The sequence below is a fragment of the Vibrio sp. B1REV9 genome (assembly GCF_905175395.2).
GTDB classification, from domain to species: Bacteria; Pseudomonadota; Gammaproteobacteria; order Enterobacterales; family Vibrionaceae; genus Vibrio; species Vibrio alfacsensis.
Genome location: NZ_HG992746.1, coordinates 1,088,970 through 1,103,192 on the forward strand (window position 1 = coordinate 1,088,970; position 14,223 = coordinate 1,103,192).

Sequence of the window (14,223 nt, forward strand, 5' to 3'; positions counted from 1 at the left end):
AATCATCGTATAAGGAGGTGATCCAGCGCCAGGTTCCCCTAGCGCTACCTTGTTACGACTTCACCCCAGTCATGAACCACAAAGTGGTAAGCGTCCTCCCCGAAAGGTTAAACTACCTACTTCTTTTGCAGCCCACTCCCATGGTGTGACGGGCGGTGTGTACAAGGCCCGGGAACGTATTCACCGTGGCATTCTGATCCACGATTACTAGCGATTCCGACTTCATGGAGTCGAGTTGCAGACTCCAATCCGGACTACGACGCACTTTTTGGGATTCGCTCACTTTCGCAAGTTGGCTGCCCTCTGTATGCGCCATTGTAGCACGTGTGTAGCCCTACTCGTAAGGGCCATGATGACTTGACGTCGTCCCCACCTTCCTCCGGTTTATCACCGGCAGTCTCCCTGGAGTTCCCGACATTACTCGCTGGCAAACAAGGATAAGGGTTGCGCTCGTTGCGGGACTTAACCCAACATTTCACAACACGAGCTGACGACAGCCATGCAGCACCTGTCTCAGAGTTCCCGAAGGCACACCTGTATCTCTACTGGCTTCTCTGGATGTCAAGAGTAGGTAAGGTTCTTCGCGTTGCATCGAATTAAACCACATGCTCCACCGCTTGTGCGGGCCCCCGTCAATTCATTTGAGTTTTAATCTTGCGACCGTACTCCCCAGGCGGTCTACTTAACGCGTTAGCTCCGAAAGCCACGGCTCAAGGCCACAACCTCCAAGTAGACATCGTTTACGGCGTGGACTACCAGGGTATCTAATCCTGTTTGCTCCCCACGCTTTCGCATCTGAGTGTCAGTATCTGTCCAGGGGGCCGCCTTCGCCACCGGTATTCCTTCAGATCTCTACGCATTTCACCGCTACACCTGAAATTCTACCCCCCTCTACAGTACTCTAGTCTGCCAGTTTCAAATGCAATTCCGAGGTTGAGCCCCGGGCTTTCACATCTGACTTAACAAACCACCTGCATGCGCTTTACGCCCAGTAATTCCGATTAACGCTCGCACCCTCCGTATTACCGCGGCTGCTGGCACGGAGTTAGCCGGTGCTTCTTCTGTAGGTAACGTCAAATCCATACGCTATTAACGCATGAACCTTCCTCCCTACTGAAAGTGCTTTACAACCCGAAGGCCTTCTTCACACACGCGGCATGGCTGCATCAGGCTTGCGCCCATTGTGCAATATTCCCCACTGCTGCCTCCCGTAGGAGTCTGGACCGTGTCTCAGTTCCAGTGTGGCTGATCATCCTCTCAGACCAGCTAGGGATCGTCGCCTTGGTGAGCCCTTACCTCACCAACTAGCTAATCCCACCTAGGCATATCCTGACGCGAGAGGCCCGAAGGTCCCCCTCTTTGGCCCGTAGGCATCATGCGGTATTAGCCATCGTTTCCAATGGTTATCCCCCACATCAGGGCAATTTCCTAGGCATTACTCACCCGTCCGCCGCTCGCCGCCCAACAAATCCTCCGAAGATTCAATGTTGTCGCTGCCGCTCGACTTGCATGTGTTAGGCCTGCCGCCAGCGTTCAATCTGAGCCATGATCAAACTCTTCAATTTAAGATTTTGTTCGACTCAATGAATACTGAACATTCCTTTCGCTAATAAATAGCAGAAGTAATGTTTGAATTGACTGTGCTGAATCTTTCGATTCAATGGTCACTTCGTTTCATTGAAATCTAATTTGAAGCCGAAGCTTCTAATTTGGATTATCATCAACGAGTGCCCACACAGATTGATAGGTCTATATTGTTAAAGAGCATTGCTTCGTAAGCTTTACTATCGAAGCGGAGGCGTATTCTAAGGAATTAATTCTTAGTGTCAAACACTTTTTAAAATTAATTTTTAGAAGCTTTTCTTTCGCCTCGTTGCCAACCGCTTTTGCGTTTCCGCTTTGCCCTGACAACGGATGCGCATTATAGGGAGATGATTTTTCTTGGCAACCCTTTTTTAGAAAAAACTTAAAAAAAAGCGTCGAGTGATGAAATCTCACTCAAATGCTTGTTTTTAGCACTCAGTTGTTAACTTCAAGTAGCAAATAGGCAATCAATATGTATCTACCCAAGACTCTTCAAAGCTTGTGATATCAAGATTCAGTGACTTCTCCGCTTCGATTTTCTCAATAGCCTCTAATTCTTTATTTACACTGCTCATCGTCAATGTGTTGTTGTCTAACTCAAACACCTGACTTTGAGTCGTATAGTAGAACTTAAGGATCGTCAGCGCTTTTACATCATACTCAGAAGAAGCGGCTTTAATGCTTTTCAGTTTGCGGAAGATCTTGTTGTGCAGCTGCTTGAGTTGCCATACATACAACACTTCCTCCATGTATGGCCGAGTTTTAAATTTATTCAGTAAAGAGAGTGACGTTGCGAACGCGAGAACCACACCAATCAAGTTCCAGTGAAAGTTTCCCGTTGATTGATTAGGAACGATGTCTGTATTTCCAAATAAAACGATCAACACTGTACTAAATGCAAGAGTTGATATCGCAAGCAGTGCTATAAAGCCGCCAATGACGAGATTCACTTTCTTTCTATAAACTTGTTTGTTTATTTTTCTAATTTCCATATACCGCTCCTAAATAAATTACTTCTATTCTAACGAGCACACTCAACACAACAATCGAAGCTTTGTAAATAAGTTCACATTTATTATTAAGCTCACAGCCTGCCCTTTCTCTATTGCGATAGGCTTCGGTGTATTGGATTCCAATGATTACCTAACCACAAAATCAACGCTACCTCTGGACCTAGCATATTGCGCTTACTTAGGTATATACTCCGCGCATTCACTCTTTCTATATAGAGGCTACATTTATGCGCTCTTTTGTTTTACGAGCTCGCGCTGCGCCCACCACCAGCAAGGCACTGTTAGAAGGTGTTGGTAATGAAGCGCATACAGAGATTCTTGCTCATACCATGATGAACACTATGTTCGTTGCTCAATCGCACCGTGAAGATGTGGTTGTACACTTGGTTTTGGAAAGCACAAAAGATTTCTCACGTACCATTACTATTCGCTCCAACGACATCACCAACATTGGCGGCTTCCATGAGTCAACACTAATTGCAGCAGTGGCTCGTGCTTTGGACGCATCAGTGGGCATGGGTAAAGAGCAGCTTCGTGAAGTCGAACCTGGGATCACCGTTCGTACCGTCAGCTTTGAACGCCTAGTGCAAGAACTGGCAGAAGATCACCAACTATATATGTTGGATAAAAAAGGCGAATTTGTTCGTGATGCAGAAATCGGTGGAAACCCATGTTTCTTGCTAACTGACCACATCCCGATGCCGAAAAAGTCTTTCAATAGCTTAAAGCGCCTTGGCACAGAGAAGATCAGCTTAGGTCCTAAGATGCTTTTCGCTTCCCAGTGTGTGGTATTGATCCACAATGAGTTGGACATTCGCGAATTTTAATTCTCGCGAGTTAATCATTCGATATAAGAAAGAGGACTCCATTGAGTCCTCTTTTTGTTTCTATAGGAGTTCTAGGTTTACTTACCACCAATGCTCAAACGAGCAAAGCGAACGTCTGGCGAGAAGAAAGTGCGGCTATCGTTAATTAACTGAGCATCACCCACAGCCTCAACTTCTTGCAGCATCTTGTAGAAGTTACCCGCTACAGTGATACCACGCACTGGTTGAATGCGCTCACCATCACGGCACAAGAAGCCACTCGCACCAAACGAGAAATCACCACTCACCGCATCCGCGCCAGAGTGAACACCCTGCAGTTCGACTAACTCTAGGTACTCACCCGCTTTCACTTCTGACGCACTACTGTTGCCTGTCGCAATCACTTTGTGATTCGCTGATACTTCTAGGCTCGATTTTGCACCGCGAGCGGCACTTGCTGTCGAGACTGCACCCAAGTAACTTGCGGTCTGGCTGTTGTGTAGCAAGGTTTTCAACTCACCATTAGCAATCATCACATTGTCTTGAGTAGCAAAGCCTTCACTATCAAAACTTGCGATTGCCATACCATTTGGCATGTAAGCCGTATCAGTAAAGGTAATCAAATCACTCGCAACACGTTGACCAAGCTTATCACCCAGTGGCGTAATGCCTTTCATCGCGCTTACGCCAGAGAAAGCACTGCCGAAAGCACCGAATAAACTTGCTAGCGCATTGATATGGAAGATAGCAGGGTAGTTACCCGTCGCAACCGGTGCACCTTCAAGAAGATCTCGAGCAAGGTTGTAACCGCCTTCTATACAGTAAGCTGGATTCAACTCATCAAAACGGCGACCAAGTGACATTCTCCCCGCCATTGACTGTTTGCCGTCTTTTTCAAACAAGGTATACGCGTAACAAGTGAACGAGCGCTCGAAGTGTTGACACAATGTGCCTTGAGTATTGGCAATGATTAGTTGTGTTTCGCCATCGCTGTAACCATTGTAAGGTGCGCTAGAAGCGTGAGGTAGAGCGACTACGCCTTGCTCAAGTGCGAGAGACAGTTCAATTTTTTCATCAACAGAAGTCGTATCTTCTTGTGAAATCTCAGCAACATCAGTCGCAATTTGGCTGTTCACGCAACTAATCGTCTGATGTTCATCTTGCTTGGAAAAGCGAGCGCTTTGCAGTGCGTTGGTCAGCATCAAATCTAAGCTTGGTTGCTCTAACGACTCAGAATAGCTTGTTGCAACACGCGCATCTTTCACAACACGAACACCCAGAACTTGGCTTGAGCTTACTTTGTACTCATCCAGCTTTCCTTGGTTCGCTTTCAAAGAAAAGCTGCTGTTGCGGTTTACAATGACGTCCGCTTCTGCACCTTGGCGTTTTGCTTCTGATAGGACGTAATCAACCGCATTAAGAAGTTGTTGTTCTTGGCTCATTAGTTACCGCCTCCTACCAGAATGTTATCTACTTTCAGCGTTGGCTGACCGACTGTTGTTGGCACTGAACCACTCACGGAACCACACATGCCCGGGGCAAGCGCCATGTCTTTGCCGACCATACTGATTTCTTTCAACACTTTTGGACCCGTGCTGATCAGCGTTGCTGTTTTCAGAGGCTTGGTGATTTTGCCATTTTCAATGAGGTAAGCTTCACGAACGGCAAAGTTGAACTCACCCGTACCCGGTTGAACCGATCCGCCGCCCAGCTTCTTCGCATAGATACCGCGTTCGATGCCAGCCAACATGTCATCAAGTGAATGCTCGCCTTCTTCGATAAAGGTGTTACGCATACGCGAGGTTGGTGCGAACTTGTAGTTTTGACGACGACCAGAACCCGTAGGTTCATAACCTGTCTTCATGCCACCCATTTTATCGACCATAAAGCTGGTTAGCTTACCGTCTTTGATCAATTGAGTGCGCTGAGTCTTCATGCCTTCATCATCAACATGAATCGAGCCCCATTCGTTGGTCATGGTGCCATCATCGACAGCATTCACTGCGGTGTGAGCAATCATTTCGCCCATCTTGTCGTGGAATACGGACGCTTTCTTCGCAACTGAAGTGGTTTCGAGCAAGTGGCCACAAGCTTCATGGAAGATAACGCCACCAAAGCCGTTACCAATTACCACTGGCATTTCACCCGATGGACACGCATCCGCGCCAAGTTTTACTAACGCTTGTTGAGCGATAGTTTGACCTAGCTCTTTCGCATCAAGTTGTTCACCTAACTCCCAACCAGCAAGAGCGCCAGGACCTTCCATACCTGAAGACTGCTCAGTACCTTTTTGAGCGACTGTATTACCAGCAACACGAATGTAATGACGAGTATCGTCAACGTGTAGCCCTTGTGAATTAAAGATGGACACTCGCTGCTCACGCTGAAGTACGCTGCCAATAAACTGACTAATGTATTCACTCTCTGCGCGTGCTGCTTGATCGACTTTCAATAAAAAAGCGATTTTAGAATCTAGGTTGGCGTCTTTGCCAAGTGGCATACGACAACCATGTTGAATTGGGTAGCGGTTCAGATTGAGAGAACCTACTGAGGCAATTTGCTCACGCTTGTCTTTTGCTGCAAGCAATGAGGTGACGCGTTTTAGCTCTTTTTCATCTGTGCTGTTGGTGTAACCGTAAAGCACCTTATGACCGAAAAAGAGGCGAATACCGATACCAAAATCGATACCTGAATTAACCTTATCCACTTCACCGGATGCAATCTGGACAGTGTTGGTTTGGTGGTGTTCAACGAATAGCTCTGCGAAATCAGCCCCTAAAAAGAGGGCATGATCGATCACCGCTTTCGCTGTTACAGAATTAAGCATGAAATCTCCTTGCTCGTTGATCGTTCTCGCCGTCCTGACCTTTGAGCAAACCTGGTAGGTGATACCAAACGAACTCAAAGATATATTGGCAACGCATTAAACTTTAACACTTTTTTAACCTTGTTTTGTGCTAATCCTTGCTAAATCAAACAACGATTCGTTATGTAATATGTCGAACAATCAATAATAAATGGAGTCTTTCTCTACCACTTTCAATGCAAAACATCATTTGTTCCAAGAACTTTCCAGTCAATTTTCAATTAACAGAGATAAAAATACTCAATACCGATATCAAACAGAGTTGGACTTCTCAAAATTTATCGATTGTTTGATTCAAACGAAAAAATCCATACATCTACTATTCGTGAACTGCTATTATCCTAGCGAAATAGTCGGGGAGCCAATGCAGTAATTGTATCGGCTGAGATCAAAATAGAGACCCGTTGAACCTGATTCAGTTAGTACTGACGTAGGGAACTATCATTACTTTGCCACTAGCCGATCTTGAATATCCATCAGTTTAGCTAGCCTCAACGGATCCGATCACCGATCTTCCCTTGCGAGAACCAAAGTCAGTTCCTATACGTCTTTTAATAGGAGCGACCATGGCGCAGCAATCAAACCAAGAACAACCATCCGCAGAGTCGAAAACACAAACGACAGTACCGTCAACCACCCCGATTGTATTGACGATCGCAGGGTCGGACAGTGGCGGCGGCGCAGGCATTCAAGCAGACATCAAAGCCATATCCGCAACCGGAAGCTTTGCCTGTTCGGTGATTACTGCTATTACCTCGCAAAATACACAGGGTGTTTCCGCTATTTTCCCGATACCTTTAGATCATGTTGAAAGCCAGCTCGATTCCGTTTTTACCGACCTCAACATCGTTGCAGTCAAAGTAGGTATGTTAGCCGATTCCAACATCATCAAAGTCGTTGCCAGCAAAATTAAACAATACCAGCCAAAGCATCTCGTAATTGACCCTGTAATGGTCGCCACCAGCGGCGATCTATTATTGGAACAGTCGGCAATCAGCACATTGAAAGAAGCATTGATTCCGCTCGCTGACATCATTACTCCAAATTTACCAGAGGGTGCAGCGCTTACGGGTAAGGCGGTTCCTCAATCAGAGTCTGCGATGAATGACATGATTACCGACTTACGCGCTCTCGGTGCAAAAGCGGTACTGTTAAAAGGCGGGCATTTAGAAAAAGATGAAAACAGTAACGATCTCTTGATCCTGCAAGACAGTGCTGAACTCATCAGTGCGAAACGATTCCCAACCAAAAACACACACGGTACTGGCTGCACGCTTTCATCCGCTATCGCCTCTTACCTTGCCCAAGAGAATAGTCTAAATAGAGCCGTACATTTGGGTAAAGAATACATCACCCAAGCTATTGCTCATGCCGATGAGTTAAATGTCGGTCAAGGTCACGGCCCTGTGCATCATTTCTTTGCTGGTCCAAACTTTGGCAACAACAATAATGCACGTTAAAGCTCTAGGTCTTCAACTTTCGCACGCCGGCCTACAATACAAAGACAGCCAGACCCCCACGTTAGCAAGGTTGAGCATGACCATCCCTGCGGACAAATGGACCGTCTTACTTGGTCGCAGTGGTTGTGGTAAAACGACGATCCTGCGCTATCTCGCGGGTCTGCTGGATGACAAGGTTGATTGGTATGGTGACCTAACCACCACGGATGGTATCGCCTTGCGTGATCGCATTGCCTACATGGCGCAACAAGACCTATTACTGCCATGGTTGAACGTGTTAGACAACGTCTGCCTAAGTTCACGATTTTCTCATTCAACAAGGCCTCATGGGGCCGAACAAAACAAGCAACGTGCGCTGACCTTATTAAAACAAGTTGGATTGGCAGAATACGCAAACACTAAACCCGATCAACTGTCTGGCGGCATGAGACAGCGTGTCGCTCTTGCCCGCACTCTAATGCAAGACAAGCCCTTGGTTCTAATGGATGAACCTTTCTCGGCACTTGATGCAGTGACTCGTCATAAACTGCAAACCTTATCTGCCGAATTACTAAAAGATAAGACCGTCGTATTGATCACTCATGATCCCCAAGAAGCGGTGCGACTAGCTCACCAACTCTATGTATTGCAAGGTACGCCTGCGCAAGCCCGGCATCTTGTTGTTCCAAACACTGAGCCACCGCGCGTGCTCGACGGTGAATGTGCTGCTTTACAACAAGCCATCTTGGATCAATTGGAGAAAGACTATGAGTGACATGACTCAGTACAACTCCATTTCAACGAAAATAGGTAAAAAGGAGCGAGTGACTCATCCAGCACTTCGTTTGGTGATCAGCACGGCGGTCATCTTGGGTTTATGGCAACTGACTATTGTCGTGTTCGATATGCCAAGTTTCATCTTACCCTCGCCCATTGAAGTTCTGGACAAATTAGTGACTCGTTATGACGTATTGCTCAAACATACTTGGGTAACCGCTCAAGAGATCTTGTTTGGTCTGGTGCTTGGGCTATCAATGGGCTTGTTTTTCGCATTACAAATGCTGATGTTCGAACCACTCAAACGTTGGCTCCTACCCATTCTGATTGCCAGCCAAGCAATTCCGGTATTTGCGATCGCGCCTGTGCTCATGCTTTGGCTAGGTTATGGCATTGCCTCAAAAGTGGTGATGGCGGCGATCATCATCTTTTTCCCAGTCACTACATGTTGTTATGACGGTCTTCGAAATACACCAACCGGTTATCTCGACCTTGCTAAAACTATGGGTGCATCGAAATGGCAATTGCTGCGTCATATCCAGTTGCCGGCTGCTCTACCAACACTGGCATCCGGCATTCGTGTCGCCGTGGTTATTGCACCAATTGGTGCCGTTGTGGGTGAATGGGTTGGTTCAAGTGAGGGCTTGGGCTATCTGATGTTACAAGCCAACGCTCGCATGATCATTGATGAAATGTTTGCGGCGCTGTTTATCCTCGCTGTTTTATCGATCGCACTCTACTTCATCACCGATAAATTATTGAAAAAAGCCATCCCTTGGGAAAGCAAGTAATTGCAGAAAATAACCAAAGGAAATTGGGAAATAAAGGAAAAGCCTCGTGAATAAAAACAAACTTATGAGCGCTGCTGCTCTACTCGCTTCAGTGGTATCAACCAACGTTCTTGGTGCCGAAAAAGAGATGACGCTAATGCTGGATTGGTTCGTCAACCCAAACCATGGTCCTATCGTGATCGCCAAAGAGCGTGGTTACTTCAAAGAGCAAGGTTTGAAAGTCAACATTCAAGAGCCCGCAGACCCAAGCACACCACCTAAGTTGGTTGCGGCGGGTAAAGTTGACATGGCGATTTCTTACCAACCAAGCCTGACTATTGATGTCGCAGCTGGTTTACCGTTAATCCGCTCTGCAACTCTGATTGCAACACCACTCAACACACTTATGGTGCTGGATAACGGTAAGAACGAAAACCTTGGTGACTTGAAAGACAAAAAGATCGGTATTGCTATCGCCGGTAACGAAGAAGCGACAATCGGTACCATGCTAGCTCAAGAGAACGTGAAGCTTTCTGACGTACAAATCATCAACGTAGGTTGGGCGCTGTCTTCATCTCTCGCATCTGGCAAAGTGGATGCGATTTGGGGCGGTCTACGTAACTTCGAAACTAACCAGCTTGCACTAGAGGGTTACAAAGCCAAAGCTTTCTTCCCAGAGGAGCACGGTGTGCCCGCGTATGACGAGTTGGTCTTCGTAGCCAATGCAAAAACCTACGACAAAGAAGCCATCAAGGCATTCAACAAAGCGCTAGAGCAAGCGACTACTTACATCGTTAATCATCCAAAAGCGTCTTGGAAAGAATTCGTGGCTTATTCACCAGACACCCTCAACAACGAGCTTAACCAACGTGCTTGGAACGACACACTAACTCGTTTCGCTCTTCGCCCGTCCGCTGTAGATCTGAAACGCTACGATGATTATGCCGAATTCATGTATTCACAAAAAATCATCGAAACACTGCCAAAAGCGAAAGATTACGTGCCGAGCTTTGACTAATGCTAAAGACCTTAGGCTCAAAGCCTAAGGTCTAACGATTACGAGATACCCATAATGAAATACCAAGATTTGATCGACGCTTGCCACCAAGATTGGCAAGAGTACACCGAGCATGCGTTTGTGCAGCAACTGGCGAAAGGCACTTTGGCTCAACCTTGTTTTCTGCACTATCTAAAACAGGATTTTCTGTTCCTAAAACAGTACGCACGAGCTTACGCATTAGCGATCTACAAAGCGCGTACTTTGGATGACATGCGCCGCGCTCTCCCAAGCGTACATGCATTGCTCGATTCTGAAATCGCCCACCACGTGACTTACTGCGAGCAATGGGGACTGACAGAATCCGACTTAGAAAACGAGCCAGAAGATTTCGGCACTGTGGCTTACACCCGTTACGTATTAGATGCTGGCATGACGGGCGATCTTGTTGATCTTTACGCCGCACTTGCTCCTTGCTCTATCGGTTATGCCGTAATCGGTAAGATGCTGATTGAAGATGAAAAGACCGTAATCGAGGGTAACCCATACGCAAGTTGGCTCAACCTCTACGGAGGTGAAGAGTTCCAATCTGGTGTCGCAAAAGGTACAGAACACTTTAACCAGTTATTGGCGGAAATCGATATCAACAGCCAACGCGGTCAAAACCTGATTCAGGTATTCAAAACTGCAACGCGCATGGAAGTGGCATTCTGGCAACAAGGTCTGAACGCTCAGCAAGATTAATCGGAGAATCTCATGTTAATTGAACAAATCACCCAAGCATTAACCGCAGTACGCCAGCAAAAGCCGTTAGTCGTCAACATCACTAACTACGTGGTGATGAACAACACAGCAAACGCCCTATTGGCTATCGGTGCTTCTCCAATCATGGCACACTCCAAGCAGGAAATGGCAGAAATGATGTCATTCGCTGGCGCACTGGTTATCAACATTGGAACCCTAGACAGCGTTTGGACACCGCGCATGAGCTATGCCGTAGAGCAAGCCAATGCCAATGGCAAAATCGTTGTACTCGACCCTGTCGGTTGCGGAGCAAGCTCACTACGTACCGAGACATCACGTGAAATCGCGCGCCTTGCAGACAAACTCATCATCCGAGGTAACGCTTCAGAAATCATTGCACTCGCTGGCGAGCAAGCACAAAGCAAAGGCGTCGATGCGTTAGACAGCAGCGACGCAGCACTTGGCGCAGCGAGCTTCTTAGTCGCAGAGTATGGTGCAAGTGTGGTGATTTCTGGCGAGACTGATTACATCGTCACGAAAGAGCAAACTGTGCAGCTAAACAACGGTCACGAGATGATGCCATACGTAACCGGAATGGGCTGTACACTAACGGCTCTAACAGGCGCTTTTGCTGCTGTTGGTGATAACACCGGGCTTGCCGCAGCGGCGGTACTGGGCGTTGTTGGCGAGATTGCAGCGGAACAAGCTCGTGGTCCAGGTAGCCTGCAAATGAACCTGTTGGATGAGCTTTACCAGTTGGATGAAGAAACGCTGGCCAAACGCCTAAAACTGCAAGTTAGCTAAGCTTTTCTCTAACAAATACCGGCCTCTCATCCCATCTAGATGAGAGGCCCAAAGGAAACAAAATGAACGCCTATCGTTTATATTTGGTCACCGATGACCAACAAGATTTAGCCACGCTAAAGCGCGTTGTGAGAAAAGCCGTGGAAGGTGGCGTGACCATGGTACAAGTCCGCGAAAAACACGGTGATGTACGAGAATTTATCGAACGCGCTCAAGCCGTTAAAGCAATCCTCAAAGATACCGATGTACCTTTGATCATCAATGACCGCGTTGATGTCGCGCTGGCTGTCGATGCTGATGGTGTCCACCTCGGACAATCAGATATGCCAGCAACCGTTGCTCGTGAGTTAATTGGACCAAACAAAATTCTCGGCCTATCCATCGAAAATAAAGAGCAGCTTGCACAAGCAGATTCTTTGCCGATTGATTACATTGGTCTTAGTGCCATCTTCGCAACACCAACCAAAACCAACACAAAAAAGCACTGGGGTATTGATGGTTTAAAGATGGCGTTAGAGACGACTTCACTACCGATTGTTGCCATTGGCGGCATTAACGAAAGTAACATTCCGCAGCTTAGCGCCACTGGTGTTCATGGCTTGGCTTTGGTTTCAGCAATTTGCCACGCGGAAGATCCAAAAGCCGCGTCGGAATATCTACTAAGCCTGATGAGCTAAGATTCCATCATGTTTATTTCAAGGCGTTTATGGATTAACGCCTTGATATTCCAACATCATATAGCCTCTTTCCTCTCCGGCAATTTTCTCGGTTGAATTGACAAAGCGTTGATGAGTTTTTCACATCGGCTATCGTAAGATAGCGACCTGATTTTTACTGCTGCGTAACTCTTAATGAAAACCCCAAAATACGTAATGAAAACCAAAAAATACGGATTGATGATGCTGACCTTTTTCGTCGCAGGCATATTTCCTCTCTCGCTACTTGCCTCTTATCACGATCTTACTTCTCACGTTTCTGATGGCACCGGCATCTTAATTACATTGTTGACGGACTCTGCGGGTAGTAAAGGCTTTTTGATTACCCTGACACTATTAATTCTGTCACTGTATCGTTTCAAGCCAACAAAGGCAGAATGGATACAAAAACTCTCCATGCTTGGGTTGTTATTGGTGATAGGCTTTGTAAGTAAAACCGGCTTAAAGCTCATGACAGAAAGTCCACGTCCCTACACGGAGTTACTCGCAGCAGAACAATTGATTGAACATCCAGAAACGTTTTATCAACTAGAAACCGCTGAGCAAGCGAATGTGATTGGACAGATTTCAGAGAAAGTCAGCGAATGGCGCACTCGCCACTGGCAAGGTGAAAAAGACTACTCTTTCCCATCTGGTCATACGATTTTCGTTTCTATTTGTTTAGCTTTCTTTGGTGGATTGTTTTTACAGAACAAGTGCTATTTCTCTGCTGCTACCTTATGGGGGTGGGCAATAGGCGTCGCGTACAGTCGTTTGTGGCTCGGCATGCACAGAATTGAGGATTTGATTGGTTCAGTGGTGTTTGTCGCGGTGGTATTTACCTTACTGCCTACATTTCAAATTACTAAAAGAGCACCTTTCGTTGCCTTAGCAACCAAGTAAAAGTATTTAAAAATAGATAAAAAGAAGCCAGCAATTTTCTGGCTTCTTTGGCGTTTAGGGTTGGATTCTGAAATGAGCTGTTCTCAATACGAGACGTTGATCTCAACCTGAAAGTTATATCGATCTCGAGAAACGTTAAGGAACGCATTGGATCAATAGCTATGACTATTTTTAGAGATTTCTTAAGTATGAAAATCTGCAACTTTACTCCACATCAAGCTACTAAGAATTTAATGGAAATAACGAAAAGCTACGTGAATCGCATTTATCCCAATAGCATGCGCTCTCAGTGATAAAAAGCGATAGGATGTTCTCATATAGGAGATTCGAACATGATTTATCTTTTCGATTGGGGCAACACCTTAATGGTCGATTTTCCCCACGCACAAGGAAAAATGTGCAATTGGGAGCACGTAGAAACCATCCCTAGAGCAAGAGAAATGCTCTCGGAGCTATCACAGAACCACTCTATTTATATCGCAACCAGTGCATCCGATTCACAACTAGAAGATGTACAAAAAGCGTTCCAGCGTGTCGAACTCGATCCATTCATCTCTGGCTATTTTTGTTATGCGAACCTTGGCGTTAAGAAAAACCACCCCGCTTTCTATCAAGCGATTGCAGCGCAACTTAAAGTCAAACCAACGCAACTTACGATGGTTGGCGATCTTCCCCAGAAAGATATCTATCCAGCAATGAAGGCTGGGTTAAACACGATTTGGTTCAACCCTAAACAGTTAACTGCACCTGAGCAGTCTATACCTCACCAAATCCACTGCTTATCCGAGCTTATTTAAACCATGAATTTCCAAACCTTTCAAAATG

The 14,223-nt window shown here is 46.2% G+C and carries 12 protein-coding genes, 1 rRNA gene, 1 pseudogene and 1 riboswitch; of the genes and pseudogenes, 10 read left to right on the forward strand and 4 right to left on the reverse strand.

Annotated elements, in window-relative coordinates; genetic code table 11:
* Positions 1-10: 10 nt before the first annotated feature.
* Positions 11-1,565 (reverse strand): 16S ribosomal RNA (locus KHN78_RS18940).
* Between the two features lie 486 nt (positions 1,566-2,051).
* Complete coding sequence (locus KHN78_RS18945; protein ID WP_211918102.1) at positions 2,052-2,576, reverse strand: DUF3087 domain-containing protein; 525 nt, start codon at positions 2,574-2,576, stop codon at positions 2,052-2,054.
* A gap of 248 nt (positions 2,577-2,824) precedes the next feature.
* On the opposite strand from KHN78_RS18945, the gene trmY reads away from it, so the two are divergent.
* Entirely contained in the window at positions 2,825-3,424 is a 600-nt protein-coding gene (gene trmY, locus KHN78_RS18950; protein WP_005374282.1) for a tRNA (pseudouridine(54)-N(1))-methyltransferase TrmY, read from the forward strand.
* Between the two features lie 77 nt (positions 3,425-3,501).
* Here the strand turns inward: trmY and KHN78_RS18955 are convergent, their stop codons facing one another.
* Positions 3,502-4,845, reverse strand: coding sequence for a TldD/PmbA family protein (locus KHN78_RS18955; protein WP_017189903.1), 1,344 nt, complete (start codon positions 4,843-4,845; stop codon positions 3,502-3,504).
* Complete coding sequence (locus KHN78_RS18960) at positions 4,845-6,230, reverse strand: TldD/PmbA family protein (RefSeq protein ID WP_211918104.1); 1,386 nt, start codon at positions 6,228-6,230, stop codon at positions 4,845-4,847. The genes KHN78_RS18955 and KHN78_RS18960 overlap by 1 nt, the downstream gene beginning before the upstream one ends.
* A 383-nt stretch (positions 6,231-6,613) precedes the next feature.
* Positions 6,614-6,723, forward strand: a riboswitch (TPP riboswitch).
* Positions 6,724-6,835: 112 nt separating this feature from the next.
* Between KHN78_RS18960 and thiD the strand changes: the two genes are divergently transcribed.
* From thiD to KHN78_RS19005, 9 genes and pseudogenes are all read left to right on the forward strand, one after another.
* A complete protein-coding gene (thiD, locus tag KHN78_RS18965; RefSeq protein ID WP_211918106.1) occupies positions 6,836-7,729 on the forward strand; it encodes a bifunctional hydroxymethylpyrimidine kinase/phosphomethylpyrimidine kinase in 894 nt (297 codons plus the stop codon).
* Positions 7,719-8,483, forward strand: coding sequence for an ABC transporter ATP-binding protein (locus KHN78_RS18970; protein WP_211918109.1), 765 nt, complete (start codon positions 7,719-7,721; stop codon positions 8,481-8,483). The genes thiD and KHN78_RS18970 overlap by 11 nt, the downstream gene beginning before the upstream one ends.
* A gap of 58 nt (positions 8,484-8,541) precedes the next feature.
* A pseudogene (locus KHN78_RS18975) lies at positions 8,542-9,276 on the forward strand (ABC transporter permease); the annotation flags it as partial.
* A 46-nt stretch (positions 9,277-9,322) separates the two neighbouring features.
* The gene (locus tag KHN78_RS18980) at positions 9,323-10,273 is read left to right on the forward strand and encodes an ABC transporter substrate-binding protein (protein ID WP_211918113.1); all 951 of its coding nucleotides are present in this window, start codon (positions 9,323-9,325) and stop codon (positions 10,271-10,273) included.
* Positions 10,274-10,327: 54 nt separating this feature from the next.
* Positions 10,328-10,996 (forward strand): thiaminase II, encoded by a 669-nt coding sequence (tenA, locus tag KHN78_RS18985; RefSeq protein ID WP_211918115.1) that lies wholly within the window; start codon positions 10,328-10,330, stop codon positions 10,994-10,996.
* 12 nt (positions 10,997-11,008) lie between these two features.
* Positions 11,009-11,800 (forward strand): hydroxyethylthiazole kinase, encoded by a 792-nt coding sequence (gene thiM / locus KHN78_RS18990; protein ID WP_211918117.1) that lies wholly within the window; start codon positions 11,009-11,011, stop codon positions 11,798-11,800.
* A gap of 62 nt (positions 11,801-11,862) precedes the next feature.
* Positions 11,863-12,477: a thiamine phosphate synthase gene (gene thiE / locus KHN78_RS18995; protein WP_211918119.1), complete on the forward strand. Its 615-nt coding sequence runs from the start codon at positions 11,863-11,865 to the stop codon at positions 12,475-12,477.
* Between the two features lie 195 nt (positions 12,478-12,672).
* Positions 12,673-13,398: a phosphatase PAP2 family protein gene (locus KHN78_RS19000; RefSeq protein ID WP_211918957.1), complete on the forward strand. Its 726-nt coding sequence runs from the start codon at positions 12,673-12,675 to the stop codon at positions 13,396-13,398.
* 332 nt (positions 13,399-13,730) lie between these two features.
* Positions 13,731-14,195, forward strand: a complete 465-nt coding sequence (locus tag KHN78_RS19005; protein WP_211918121.1) for an HAD family hydrolase — start codon at positions 13,731-13,733, stop codon at positions 14,193-14,195.
* The last annotated feature ends 28 nt before the right edge of the window (positions 14,196-14,223 follow it).